Here is a 12655-nt window from a genome sequence, read left to right as displayed (position 1 = left end):
GGCAGGGGAGTGGGAGCGGGAGGCGGGGTGGGGGCTGGAGTCGGGGTAGGGGCTGGAGTCGGGGTAGGGGCTGTTGTGGAGGTGGGTGTGGGTGCTGCTGGCGAGGTGGGAACGGGCGTCGTCGTGGAGGTGGGAACGGGGGTTGTTGTGGGGGTGCGGGCGGGTGTGGGGGGCTATTTGCGGATGGGGAGTCGCATGGCGGTGTGGGCGAGCGGGGAAGACGGAAGTGGGGAGGGGGGCGGTGGGGAGGGCGGCGGTGAGGTTCTTGGCGGAGATTCGGCCGGAGGTCAGGGTGATGTCGGGCCAGCGGAGGCCCTCCGCGTCTTCGGCGCCCAGGAGGAGGTCCATGCCGCCGGACAGGGGGTCGCAGTCGACCAGGAGGGTGGGGGTGCCGGTGGTGGCGGCTGTGAGGGCCAGGGCGGCGGCGAAGGTGGAGGTGCCCGCGCCGCCTGTTCCGCCGATGACGGCGATGACCGGGCCAGCTTGGCCCGGCAGGGATTCGGCGGCGTCGGCCAGGGCGCCGCTGAGCCAGGGGGTGTCGTCGGGGAGGCAGAGGACGCGGGTGGCGCCCGCGTCGAAGGATGCCGACAGGAAGGCGGGAGAGGGTGGGCCTTGGTGCAGCACCAGCACTCCGTCGCGTTTGGGGAGGCCGTGGCACAAGCTCGGGTCGTCGACGATGACCAGGGGCGGGGAGGACCAGTGGGCGCTCAGTTCGGTGCGGTCGGCTGCGCGGTCGAGTTCGCAGGAGGCCACCGCGGCGAGGCGGAGGACCTCGTCGGCGACGGCTTCGGCGCGCAGGCAGGCGATGGGGCGGGGCATGGCTGTCTCCCTCGTGTCGTGGAGTTCCTGAGATCCACGATTCGCCGGGAGCGGGCACGGCGGCCACCTGGATTCGCAGCTGTGGACAGATCGCGCCACACTGGACTCCGGACAGGGGACGACCCCCGCCAGGGGGGAGGGGCGGGGGTCGTCTGAGATTCAGCCCCGGGGGGTCGGACTGAACCCTCCCGGCACGCGGCCGGGGTACGGGTACTGTAGCTCTTTGCGCCTCGCGGTAGGCCAGATCCGACAGAAAGACCGCAGGAACTGAGGGCGGTCGTCGCCCATCCGGCTCGGGGGTCCTGCGCCATCCGGATCATCACGCGCTGTCTTTATGCTGACGCCGTGCCCGACCCCCAGGCCCCCGGCCGCATCGCCGCGTTCTTCGACCTCGACAAGACCGTCATCGCCAGATCGAGCACGCTGGCGTTCAGCAGGCCGTTCTTCCAGGGCGGCCTGATCAACCGGCGCGGGGTGCTCAAGAGCGCTTACGCGCAGTTCGTCTTCGCCGTCTCCGGCGCCGACGCCGACCAGGTCGAGCGGATGCGGGCGCACCTGACCGCGCTGTGCACCGGCTGGGACGTCGAGCAGGTCAGGGCCATCGTCGAGGAGACGCTGCACGACATCGTCGACCCGCTGGTCTACGCCGAGGCCGCCGAGCTGATCACCGAGCACCACGAACTCGGTCACGACGTGGTGGTCGTGTCCGCATCCGGGGAGGAGATCGTCGCGCCGATCGCGCGGATGATCGGCGCGACGCACAGCGTGGGCACCAGGATGGTCGCCGTGGACGGCCGCTACACCGGCGAGATCGACTTCTACTGCTACGGCGAGAACAAGGCGACCGCCATGCGCGAGCTGGCCGACGAGCGCGGTTACCGCCTCGCCGACTGCCACGCCTACTCCGACTCCAGCACCGATCTGCCGATGCTGGAAGCCGTCGGCCATCCGAGCACGGTCAACCCCGACCGCGCGCTGAAGCGGGTCGCGGGTGAGCGCGGATGGCCGGTGTTGACCTTCACCAAGCCGATTTCGCTGCGTTCGCGATTCACCGTCCCGTCCGGAACCGCGGTAGCCGTCACCGCCATCGGACTGGGCGCGGTGGCCACCGCCGGAGCGGCTTGGTACGGCCTCCACCGAAGGAAGCGCCGCTGACCGTCCCACGAGGACAACCCCTTCGGCGGTACCACATCCAGGCCCGCTCACGGGGGGTCAGAAGCGTCTGTACCGGTGCACCCGAACGTGCCCTTGAAGTGACCTTCTTCACTGAGTACAAAGGGAGTTGCGGACTTCGGATCGGCCAGGGACGGAACGAAGAGAAGTTCCACTCCACCCCGGTACGAGCTCCGTGCGCGAGCACCAAGCACCCACGCGCAGCACGCCGCGGGAGGCATGTCGTCAAGGGACTGCGTACCGGGACGCCGGGCGCCGAGTCCAGGAATGTACGACTACGTTGCACGCTTGGTAACTTGAGTGGCTCGCGCTGAGGACTTGGGCGGCTCCACCCACTGGGTGGGGCCGCCCAATCCCTGTTCAGGGGGTGATTCCCCCGAGTGGCGCGTTGACCAGCCCGAGCGCCGTGGGTAACTTCCGACGGGAAGTCGTTCTTGGTGAACAACTTTCCGCTAGAGGAGGCACCGGTGCCCACCGCCCGAGCGGCGCTCGCCGCCGCGGTCGTCCTGACCGCCGCCACGGCCGCGGGCGCCGCGGCCGTGACCCCCCAGCCCCCGCCGCCGACCCCCGTCGCAGCGGAGCCGCTGTCCATGTCGTCCTGGATCGACCGCGCCGTGCGCCGGATGCCGCTGGAGCAGAAGGTCGGCCAGCTCTTCGTCGCCACGGTGTGGGGCAAGTCGGCGACCGAGGAGCACCCGACAAACCTGGCGCACTACGGCGTCGGCACCCCCGCTGAGGTGGTCGAACGCTTCCACGTCGGCGGCGTCATCTACTTCAACAACAGCGGCACGGACAACATCGACAGCCCGGCCCAGCTGGCCAGGTTCTCCAACGGCCTACAGCGCGCGGCACTGCGCTCCGGCCCGCACCTGCCGCTGATCGTGGCGATCGACCAGGAGGGCGGCAACGTCACCCGCGTCGAGGCGCCCGCCACCGAGCACCCCAGTGCGATGGCCATCGGCGCGGGCCGCAGCGAGCGCGACGCGCGCACCTCGGCGGCGGTCAACGGCCGCGAGCTGCGCGCGATGGGCGTCAACCAGAACTTCGCGCCGGTCGCCGACGTTAACTCCAACCCGCTGAACCCGGTGATCGGGGCCCGCTCCTTCAGCTCCGACCCCGATCTCTCCGCCCGGCTCGTCACCGCGCAGATCGGCGGCTTCCAGGACGGCAAGCCCGCCGAGACCGTGTCCTCCTCGGCCAAGCACTTCCCCGGCCACGGCGACGCCGCGACCGACAGCCACACCGGCCTGCCGCGCATCGACCGCAGCGCCGAGCAGTGGCGCGCGGTCGACCTGCCGCCGTTCCGGGCCGCCGTCGCCGCGGGCATCGACTCGATCATGACCGCGCACATCCAGTTCCCCAGCCTCGATCCCAGCGGCGTCCCGGCGACGCTGAGCAGGCCGATCCTCACCGACCTGCTGCGCGAGGAACTGGGCTTCGACGGCCTGATCGTCACCGACGCGCTGGGCATGCAGGGTGTGCGGGAGATGTTCGACGACGCCGAGATCCCGGTGATGGCCCTGGAAGCGGGCGTCGACCAGCTGCTCATGCCCGCGGACTTCCCGCTCGCCTACGACGCGGTGCTCGACGCCGTCCGCTCGGGCCGCATCGCCGAGGCGCGCATCGATGAGAGCGTCCGGCGGGTGCTCAAGCAGAAGTGGGAGCGCGGCATCATCGCCCGACCGCTGGTGGACGAGCGCGCGCTCCCCAAGAAGGTCGGCACACCGCAGAACCTCGCCGCCGTGCAAGCCCTGACCGACCGCACCACCACGGTCCTGCGCAACGACGACGACGTACTCCCCCTGGCAGCCCCCGGTGACGTGCTGGTGGTCGGCATCGGCGACACGGTCAACCAGGCCAAGACCCCCACGCAGCTGGCGACCGCGCTGGGCGGCACCGCCCTGCCGACGGGCTCGCGCCCGACCGACGCCGTGATCGCCCAGGCCGAGGCGGCCGCGGCCGACGCCGACACCGTCGTCGTCCTGACCAACAACCTGTCCGCCAACACCCAGCAGCGGACCCTGCTGACCCGGCTGCTGGCCACCGGCAAACCGATCGTCGCGGTCGCCACCCAGGTCCCCTACGACGCGGGCTTCGTCGACGCACCCACCTGGGTCGCGACCTACTCCTGGCGCGGGGTCTCGATGAACTCCCTGGCCAAGGTCCTGCTGGGCCGGACGAGCCCGGTCGGCAGGCTCCCGGTTGCCGTCCCCGACGGCGCCGATCCGTCCGTCGAGCGCTACCCCTTCGGCCACGGACTGAGCTGGTGAGCCTCCAGCGCAGGCGGTTCCTGGCCGCGACCGCCGCCGTCCCCCTGCTGACCACGGCGGCGCCGGCCGCCGCCGACCCCCACCGCGGCGTCCTCCCCGGCGTCGACGTGCTGGCCGCCCAGCGCTGGAAGCTCCTGGCGGGCCGCAAGGTCGGCGTCGTCTCCAACCCGACCGGCGTGCTGCGCGACGGCACCCACCTGGTCGACGCCATGCCCAGGCCGCTGGCCGTCTTCGGCCCCGAGCACGGCTTCCGCGGCACGGCGCAGGCCGGCGGCTCCGAGGGCGACTACCTGGACCCGCGCACCGGCATCCCCGTCTACGACGCCTACGGCGCGTCGGCGGCCAAGCTCGCGGGCCAGTACGCCAAGGCGGGCGTGGACACGGTCGTCTTCGACATCGCGGATGTGGGCGCGCGCTTCTACACCTACATCTGGACGATGCTGACCGCCATGCACGCCGCGGTGATCGCGGACGCGGCGTTCATCGTGCTCGACCGCCCCAACCCGGTGGGCGGCACGCCGTACGGCCCCGTGCTGGACCCGGCCTACGCCTCCGGGGTCGGCCGCAAGCCGATCGTGCAGCAGCACGGCATGACCGTCGGCGAGCTGGCGCGCCTGTTCGACGCCGAGTACCTGCCCACCGATGCGGGCAAGCGCTTGCGGGAGCTGATCGTGGTCAAGGCCGAGGGCTGGCGCCGCTCGGACGACTTCGCCCGCACCGGCCTGTCCTGGGTGCTGCCGAGCCCCAACATGCCCACCCCGGAGACCGCGCTCGTCTACCCGGGCACCTGCCTGTTCGAGGGCACCGTGTTCTCCGAGGGCCGCGGCACGACCCGGCCGTTCGAGATCATCGGCGCGCCCGGCCTGGACTGGCGCTGGGCCGAGGAGCTGAACCGGCTGCGGCTGCCCGGCGCGCGCTTCCGCGAGCAGTACTTCTCCCCCACCTTCGGCAAGTTCACCGGCCGGACCTGCGGCGGCGTGCAGCTCTACCCGGGCGCGGGGCTCGACCCGATCCGCACCGCCGTCGCCATGATCGTCACCGCCAAGCGGCTCTATCCGGACGTCTTCGCCTGGCGCCCGGACAACTTCATCGATCTGCTGTCCGGTTCCGACCGCCTCCGCCGCATGGTCGACGCCGGTGCGGGCGTCGATGCGGTCGTGCGCGCGTGGGCCGGAGAGCTGGCCGCCTTCGAGCGGCTCCGACGTCCGTACCTGCTGTACCGGTGAGGTGGAGATGCGCACTGCGGCCGTGCTCGCGATGGTGGTCATCACGATGTCCGGGAGCACGGCGGCGGCCGAACGCGGGGTGAGCCGGTTCGACCGGCAGCACCGCGGGTTCGCCGACGCGGTGCTGCGGGACGCGACGCCCGAACGCGCCGGACTGGCCCCCGGCCCGATCGCGGCGGCGGCCGAGGCGATCGCCGGGTACACCAGACCCGCGCCCGAGCGCCCGCTGTTCGCGGGCGCGGTGGGCCTGCTCGTGCACGACGGGATGGTCGTGCACCACTCGGCGGTCGGGCAGGCAGTGCGCTACGCCGACGCCGAGGGCACCGAGCTGCCGCCCGAGCAGCAGGTGCCGATGCGGCCGGACACGGTCTTCGACGTCGCCTCGGTCAGCAAGCTGTTCACCTCGCTGGCGGTGATGTGCCTGGTCGAGGACGGCCGGGTGAGCACCGATGACCCGGTGGCCGAGCACGTGCCGGAGTTCGCCGCGGGCGGCAAGGCCGAGATCACCGTCGAGCAGCTGCTCACCCACACCTCGGGCATGGAGCCGTGGATACCGCTGTGGCGGGACTGGCCCGACCGCGAGTCGCGCTTCCTGGCCGCGCTGCAACGCGCGCCCGCGCACACCCCAGGCAGCAGGTACGTGTACTCCGACCTGAACCTGATCGCGCTCGGCGTGCTGGTCGAGCGCGTGTCCGGACACCCATTGGACGAGTTCCTCCAGCGGCGGATCACCGGGCCGCTCGGCCTGCGCGACACCGGCTACAACCCCGCCTCGGCCGCGCGGGTCGCGGCGACGGAGTTCCAGGCGACCCCGCCGCGCGGGATGGTCCGCGGCGAGGTCCACGACGAGAACGCCTGGTCGCTGGGCGGTGTGGCGGGCCACGCCGGGGTGTTCTCCACCGCCCGCGACCTCGCTGTCCTCGGCCAGACGATCCTCAACGGCGGCAAGTACGGGCGCACGCGCGTGCTCAAGGCAGCGACCGTGCGGGAGATGCTGACCGACTACAACACCGAGTTCCCCGGCAACGCCCACGGCCTGGGCTTCGAGCTGGCGCAGCGCTGGTACATGGGCGGGCTGACCGGGCCGCGCACCGCCGGGCACACCGGCTTCACCGGGACGTCGATGGTCATCGACCCGGCGTCGCGCTCGATCGCGATCCTGCTGACCAACCGGGTGCACCCGAGCCGGTCGTGGGGCTCGATCAACAAGGCGCGGGAGACGTGGGCGACCGGGCTGGCGCGGGCCATGGCGGTGCCGCCGCGGGTCGGGCGCACGTCGTGGTTCGCCGCCCAGGAGGACGCGAGCACGGCGACGCTGGCGACCCCGGAGCTGGCCCCGCGCGGTCCGGTGGCGGTGTCGTTCGACGTCTTCGTCGACTCCGAGGAGAGCGACCCGCTCACGCTGGAGTACTCGACCGACGGCAGCGCGTGGCGCACGGCTGTTCTCCGGGTGGCCGGGACCGGCGCGCCGAGCGGTGATGTGACCCAGATCGCGGGCTCCGGGCACCGTAGTTGGTGGAGGGTCCACGCGAATCTTCCGGAGGCGGACCGGATCACCATCCGATGGCAATCGGTCACAGACAGTCGTTATATCGGTCGAGGAATTCACCTGGACCGCGTTCTTGTGACCGACGGTGATCAGACCCTCCTCGACGGCGAGAAACAACCCCACCGGATGCGTCCGCTCGGGTGGACGCTCGAAACTCGTTGACCTTCGAGTGCTAACAATCCGCGTTCGTCCAGCGATGCGGTTTGCAAGCCCCCGACCGGGGCGCCTGCCCCAACGAACGCGTCCGGGTAGCCTGGCGACCGGATGTGATGCACCGCCTTGTCCTTGCCATTGACGGTTAGTAAGTTTCCCACGTGAGTGCGAGTCACATGACGACAGAACACAGCGAGTCAAGTCCACTCGTCCGCATTCGCTCACTGCTGCCCGGCCTCGCCCGGGCCGAGCAGCGCGTGGCCAAGGTGGTGCTCGACAGCCCGTCCACCGTGGCGCGGCGCAGCATCACCGAGGTCGCCGAGGCGGCTGGGACCAGTGAGACGACTGTTACCCGCTTCTGCAAGGCCATCGGCGTCGGCGGCTATCCGGAGCTGCGCATCGCGCTGGCCGCGGACACCGCTCGGACCGAAGCCCGCGCCGACCGCGACCTCGGCGGCGAGATCGCCCCGGAGGACGACCTGAAGACCGTCGTCGGGAAGGTCACCTTCGCCGACTCCCGAGCCGTCGAGGAGACCGCCGACCAGCTCGACATCGACGTGCTCTCCAAGGTCGTCGACGCGATCGCGGGCGCGCGCCGGGTCGACGTCTACGGCGTGGGCGCCAGCGCCTTCGTCGCCGCCGACCTGCAGCAGAAGCTGCACCGCATCGGCCGCACCTGCTTCGCATGGAACGACACGCACATCATGCTGACGTCGGCGGCGGTGCTGACCGGCGAGGACGTGGCGGTGGCGATCTCGCACACCGGGGCGACCACGGACACCGTCGAGGCGCTGCGGGTGGCACGCCTGCACGGGGCGACCACGGTGGCGCTGACGAACTACCCCACCTCTCCCATCGCCGACATGGCCGACCACGTGCTGACCACCGCCGCGCGGGAGACCACCTTCCGCTCGGGCGCGACGGCCAGCCGGATCGCTCAGCTGACCGTGGTCGACTGCCTGTTCATCGGCATCGCCCAGCGGCACATGGACCAGTCGATCACGGCGCTGGACGCCACCAGGGACGCGGTCTCCGCCCACCGGATGGAGACCCGGCACGACGGGCGGCGCAAGCCGCGGGACATCGGCAAGTGATGAACGGGTGCGCGGGGAAGGGGCTGGGCAGATGATTCTCCCTCGTCAGTCGGTGCACGTGGATTCCCCCACGGAGCGGCGAAACCCGCGCACCACCGATATCGACACGCTGCCGACCCTGGAGGTCCTGCAGCAGATCAACGCCGAGGACCGCCAGGTCCCCGGCGCGGTCGGCGATGCGCTGCCGCAGCTGGCGCGCGCCGTCGACCTCGCGGTCGCCGCGCTCAACGGCGGCGGCCGCGTGCACTACGTCGGCGCGGGGACATCGGGGCGGCTGGCCACCCTCGACGCCGCCGAGCTGCGCCCGACCTTCGACGTGCCGGACGGCTGGTTCGCCGTGCACCACGCCGGGGGCGACCGCGCGCTGCGGCACGCGGTCGAGGACGCCGAGGACGACGAGGGCGCCGGGGCCGAGGCGATGGTCTCGGCCCGTCCCGGCGACTTCGTGCTCGGGCTGACCGCGTCCGGGCGCACACCGTTCGTGCTGGGCGCGCTCGCCGCGGCCCACGCCCGGGGCGCGGCCACGGCGCTGGTGTCCAACAACCCCGACGCCGTCGCGCCCCCCGGGGTGGACGTGCTGGTCACGGTCGACACCGGGCCGGAGGCGATATCCGGGTCGACCAGGATGAAGGCGGGCACCTCGCAGAAGGTGGTGCTGACGTCCTTCTCGACCGCGGTGATGGTGCGGATGGGCCGGACCTACCAGAACCTGATGGTCAGCGTCCGAGCGACGAACGCCAAGCTGCGCGGCCGCACGCTGCGGATCCTGCGCGAGGCCACCGGCCTCGGCATGCAGGAGTGCTCCACGGCGCTGACCGAGGCGCACGGCGACCTGAAGACGGCGCTGGTGCACCTGCTCTCCGGCGTGGAGATCCGGCGGGCCGCCGAGGCGCTGCGCGACAGCGGCGGGCACGTCCGCGGCGCGCTGGGCCTGCTCAACGCGCACGCGGTCTAGCTGATCACGCCGTGACGGCCGCGTCGGCGATGCTCGCCGCCTCGCGCGCGCCGTCGGTGAGCCCTTCGCAGGCGAAGACGATCCACTCGGCCAGCCGCTCGGGGTCGCCGGTGGCGAAGCCGTCGGCCAGCTCGCGGTAGCGGGTGGCGCGGCGCAGGTAGAACACCTCGGGCACGCCGAGGCCCTTGACGTCCAGCCCGGTCGCGATCATGGCGAGCCGGGCCGCGGCGCGCGCGACCACGCCGCCGGCGGCGCCGAACGGGCGCAGCGCCAGGAGTTCGCCGTGGACGACCGCGGTGACGACCGGTCCGGGCACCTTCGTGCCGCCGGTGACCAGGTCGGCGAGCAGTTCCAGGCGCTGGCCGGACCCCGGGCGCGGCCTGCCGAGGTCGTCGCGCTCGGCGAGGTCGGCGGCGGCCAGGACGTGCAGGCGGGCCAGGGCCTGCAGGGGCGCCCGCTCCCAGGTCGGCAGCAGCGGGCCCAGGGCCTCGGCGGCGCGCAGGGCGCCGGCGAGGACGGGGTCGGCGACCCTGCCCTCCTCGGGGATGTCGGTGGGGCCGCCGTCGAGGGCGGCCGAGGCCCGGGCAGCCCGCACCGACGCCTCGGCGGCGGTGGCCGGCCAGCCGCGGCGGTTGGTCTGGTGGCGGTGCACCTCGGCGACGGCGGCGCGGGCGGCGGCGACCGCGTCGCTCACGCCGGGGAGGTCGAGCAGGGCGGCCAGGGGATCGCTCACGCCGCGACCCTACCGGCGGAACAAGTGGCCTTCCGAAACTCTCCATTAGTGGACGGTGTCGCAATGCCACTTCACGGATACCGTCGGGGAGGTGATGGACACGCTGCCCACTCTCACCGGCACGCACGTGCGCTTGGCGCCGACCACCATGGCCGACTCCCCCGGCCTGTTCGCCGCGGGGGCCGACCCATCGATCTGGACGTGGCTGAGCAAGGGCCACCCGACCGCGCAGGCCGACATGGACGCCCAGGTCGCCGACGCGCTCGCCGACCCGACGCGCTTCCCGCTGACCCAGTTCGCCGCCTCCGGCGAGGTCGCGGGGACGACCTCCTACTACGAGGTGGACGCCCGCCACCGCGGCATCTACATCGGACACACCTGGATCGGCGCGCGCTGGCAGCGCACGGCGCTGAACACCGAGGCCAAGCTGCTGCTGATGGGGCACGCCTTCGAGACCATGGGGGCGCTGCGCGTCGGCTGGCACACCGACCTGCGCAACGAGCGCTCGCAGCGGGCGATCGAGCGCCTCGGCGCGGTCCGCGAGGGCGTGCTGCGGGCGCACCGCATCCGGCCGGACGGGACGCTGCGCGACACGGTCGTCTACTCGGTGACCGCCGAGGAGTGGCCCGCGGTCAGGGACCGGTTGGCAGACCGGTTGCGTCCACTTCGGTCTGCGCGGGGGTGAGCCGGATCTGGTTGCGGCCGCCGTTCTTCGCCGCGGCCAGCGCGCGGTCGGCGTGCACCTGGAGCGTGGTGAGGTCGGTTCCGTCCACAGGGGACAGGGCGATGCCGCCGGAGACGGTGAAGCGCCCGACTCGCTCGGTGCCCAGGCCGCGGGCCGGGGTCAGCTCGACGGTCATCCGCTCGACGGCGCGGCGGATGCGCTCGGCGACCGCCCACGCGTCGGCGCGGTCGGCGCCGGGCAGCACGATGGAGAACTCCTCCCCGCCCCACCGGCAGACCAGGTCGTCACGGCGGACCGAGGCGCGCAGCAGCGCGGCGAAGGCCTTGAGCACCTCGTTGGCCCCCAGGTGGCCGAGGCGGGAGTTCACACCGCGGAAGCCGTCGAGGTCGAGCATGAGGACCGCGGTCGGCCTGCGCCTGGCCTGGTCGGCGACGAGGGCGAGCGCGGCGGCCGGGTTGAAGCCGCGCTGGTTGGCCAGGCCGGTGAGCGAGTCGTGCAGGGCGTCGAGCTCGAAGCGGTCGCGCTCGCGGGTGAGTTCAGCGATGCGCTGGGCGCGCCGGGTGACCCCGGCCGCCACGACGGCCACCGCGACCAGCGGCGCGCCGTGCCCGACGCCGCTGGACCACCCGGCCATGATCCCGAGCGCGAGCACGATCAGCAGGTCGCCCCGGTCGTCGCGGCCGGTCAGCAGGTCGGTCCAGGCGAGGTCGCCGCGCACGGCTCTGCCGATGCCCGGCAGCACCCGCCACACCAGCCAGAACCCGACGACCGCGCCGGCCAGCCCGAGGGTGGCGCCCGCGAGTTCGCCCGCGGGCAGCCCGCCCTCGGCGACCCAGCGCCGCGCGGGGGTGAGGACGGCGACCAGGTGCGCCACCAGCCCGGCCGCGATGAGCGCGCACGCCTCGACCATCCCCCGGTGCCGGACGTAGCCCAGCCCGGCGACGACGACAGCGGGCACGACGGCCAGCGGCGCGGGCAGCACCAGCGCCCCGCAGAGCGCCCACACCGCCCCGTGCTCGACGGCGACCGCGAGGTGCGCGACCCGCCTGCGCTCCTGCGGCGGGCGCGTCGCCTCGGCGTGCATGAGCGCGGCAGCGACGATCACCAGCAGCAGCCACCACGACTCGGCGTCCGGCGGCGTCCCGCCAACGGTGCGCATCGCCCACCCGGCCGCGACGACGGCGCACCCGGCGATCCACACGACGAGTGCCGACACCCGCACACCCGCGCCGCTTCGGCGGTCCATGATCCCCCTCCCGCGCCGCACCGGGTCCGCACCGCAGGCCCCCACTCCCCAGAGGAGGCCGAACAGCCACGTCAAGCGACCCGATCGCGGCCGCAACGCCCACCACGGTACGTCGTCGGGGGGTCGCGATCCGTCGAACGCCCCAAGGCCAACCGAACGGAGCACCCCCCACCACCGGCTGTGTTCACGCACCCGGGCTCGTGTGAGTGAGGCCGAGGGGCAGGGCGAACGGTCCCCAGGCTGGTAGGGCGATCGGGCGACCGCGCGGCGTTCACCCAATCGGGCCTGGGCCTGCGGAGAGGTGACGGTATTGGTCTAAACCTTTTCGGTGTCCGGACTATCGGGCGGGTGGGGTAGGGGCTAGATTCGTGGCCGCGTGCGCACACCCCGACGAGGAGGGCACCCCATGGTCGAGCAGTCCGGTTCGCGGCCGGCGTTGGACAACCTGTCGACCGAGACGCGGGTGTTCCCGCCTCCGGACCAGGTCGCCGCCGAGGCCAATGTCAAGGCCGACGCCTACGACGAGGCCGCTGCTGACCGCCTCGCGTTCTGGGAGGCCCAGGCCCGTCGGCTGGAGTGGGCTGGTGAGTGGTCGCAGGTTCTGGACTGGTCGGATGCGCCGTTTGCGAAGTGGTTCATCGGCGGCACGTTGAACGTCGCCCACAACTGCGTCGACCGCCACGTCACCGCGGGCAACGGCGACCGCGTCGCCCTGCACTGGGAAGGCGAGCCCGGAGACACCCGCACCGTCA

The 12655-nt window shown here is 72.7% G+C and carries 11 protein-coding genes; 8 read left to right on the top strand and 3 right to left on the bottom strand.

The features are described from left to right. On the bottom strand, window positions 1–819 hold an 819-nt coding region (gene ssd, locus ACFPM7_RS30150; RefSeq protein ID WP_378251245.1), incomplete at its 3' end, for a septum site-determining protein Ssd. A gap of 345 nt (window positions 820–1164) precedes the next feature. Between ssd and ACFPM7_RS30145 the strand changes: the two genes are divergently transcribed. The 6 genes from ACFPM7_RS30145 (at window position 1165) to ACFPM7_RS30120 (ending at window position 9239) form a co-directional block, all read left to right on the top strand. Further along, window positions 1165–1974 carry an HAD family hydrolase gene (locus ACFPM7_RS30145; protein WP_378251244.1) on the top strand — a complete coding sequence of 270 codons (810 nt, stop codon included), beginning with the start codon at window positions 1165–1167 and terminating at the stop codon, window positions 1972–1974. Between the two features lie 485 nt (window positions 1975–2459). Then, the gene (locus tag ACFPM7_RS30140; protein WP_378251243.1) at window positions 2460–4262 is read left to right on the top strand and encodes a glycoside hydrolase family 3 protein; all 1803 of its coding nucleotides are present in this window, start codon (window positions 2460–2462) and stop codon (window positions 4260–4262) included. Then, on the top strand, window positions 4259–5488 hold the full coding sequence (locus ACFPM7_RS30135; RefSeq protein WP_378251242.1) for an exo-beta-N-acetylmuramidase NamZ family protein: 1230 nt from the start codon (window positions 4259–4261) through the stop codon (window positions 5486–5488). Before ACFPM7_RS30140 ends, ACFPM7_RS30135 begins: the two co-directional genes overlap by 4 nt. Window positions 5489–5495: 7 nt before the next feature. Further along, a complete protein-coding gene (locus ACFPM7_RS30130) occupies window positions 5496–7199 on the top strand; it encodes a serine hydrolase domain-containing protein (protein WP_378251241.1) in 1704 nt (567 codons plus the stop codon). Between the two features lie 167 nt (window positions 7200–7366). Beyond that, complete coding sequence (locus ACFPM7_RS30125; protein WP_378251240.1) at window positions 7367–8284, top strand: MurR/RpiR family transcriptional regulator; 918 nt, start codon at window positions 7367–7369, stop codon at window positions 8282–8284. 31 nt (window positions 8285–8315) lie between these two features. Beyond that, window positions 8316–9239 carry an N-acetylmuramic acid 6-phosphate etherase gene (locus ACFPM7_RS30120; RefSeq protein WP_378251239.1) on the top strand — a complete coding sequence of 308 codons (924 nt, stop codon included), beginning with the start codon at window positions 8316–8318 and terminating at the stop codon, window positions 9237–9239. A gap of 4 nt (window positions 9240–9243) precedes the next feature. Here ACFPM7_RS30120 and ACFPM7_RS30115 read toward each other — a convergent pair whose 3' ends face one another. Then, complete coding sequence (locus tag ACFPM7_RS30115; RefSeq protein WP_378251237.1) at window positions 9244–9972, bottom strand: oxidoreductase; 729 nt, start codon at window positions 9970–9972, stop codon at window positions 9244–9246. 94 nt (window positions 9973–10066) lie between these two features. Between ACFPM7_RS30115 and ACFPM7_RS30110 the strand changes: the two genes are divergently transcribed. Beyond that, window positions 10067–10657: a GNAT family N-acetyltransferase gene (locus ACFPM7_RS30110; protein ID WP_378251246.1), complete on the top strand. Its 591-nt coding sequence runs from the start codon at window positions 10067–10069 to the stop codon at window positions 10655–10657. On the opposite strand, the gene ACFPM7_RS30105 is transcribed toward ACFPM7_RS30110, so the two are convergent. Next, window positions 10605–11903 carry a GGDEF domain-containing protein gene (locus tag ACFPM7_RS30105; protein ID WP_378251236.1) on the bottom strand — a complete coding sequence of 433 codons (1299 nt, stop codon included), beginning with the start codon at window positions 11901–11903 and terminating at the stop codon, window positions 10605–10607. The genes ACFPM7_RS30110 and ACFPM7_RS30105 overlap by 53 nt on opposite strands. A 406-nt stretch (window positions 11904–12309) precedes the next feature. Here ACFPM7_RS30105 and ACFPM7_RS30100 point away from each other — a divergent pair. Beyond that, a partial coding sequence (locus ACFPM7_RS30100; RefSeq protein WP_378251235.1) for an acetyl-coenzyme A synthetase N-terminal domain-containing protein occupies window positions 12310–12655 on the top strand: 346 nt, incomplete at its 3' end.

It is taken from the genome of Actinokineospora guangxiensis (assembly GCF_042657845.1).
Taxonomy (GTDB): Bacteria; Actinomycetota; Actinomycetes; order Mycobacteriales; family Pseudonocardiaceae; genus Actinokineospora; species Actinokineospora guangxiensis.
The sequence above is the reverse complement of the archived record's forward strand: the minus strand, read 5'-3'. Positions and strand labels throughout refer to the sequence as shown.

What these genes read in the sequence shown, in the direction of transcription:
- ACFPM7_RS30125 (WP_378251240.1), top strand. Translation starts at nt 7,367, where the DNA reads ATGACGACAGAACACAGCGAGTCAAGTCCACTCGTCCGCATTCGCTCA.
- ACFPM7_RS30105 (WP_378251236.1), bottom strand. Translation starts at nt 11,903, where the DNA reads ATGGACCGCCGAAGCGGCGCGGGTGTGCGGGTGTCGGCACTCGTCGTG.
- ACFPM7_RS30110 (WP_378251246.1), top strand. Translation starts at nt 10,067, where the DNA reads ATGGACACGCTGCCCACTCTCACCGGCACGCACGTGCGCTTGGCGCCG.
- ACFPM7_RS30130 (WP_378251241.1), top strand. Translation starts at nt 5,496, where the DNA reads ATGCGCACTGCGGCCGTGCTCGCGATGGTGGTCATCACGATGTCCGGG.
- ACFPM7_RS30120 (WP_378251239.1), top strand. Translation starts at nt 8,316, where the DNA reads ATGATTCTCCCTCGTCAGTCGGTGCACGTGGATTCCCCCACGGAGCGG.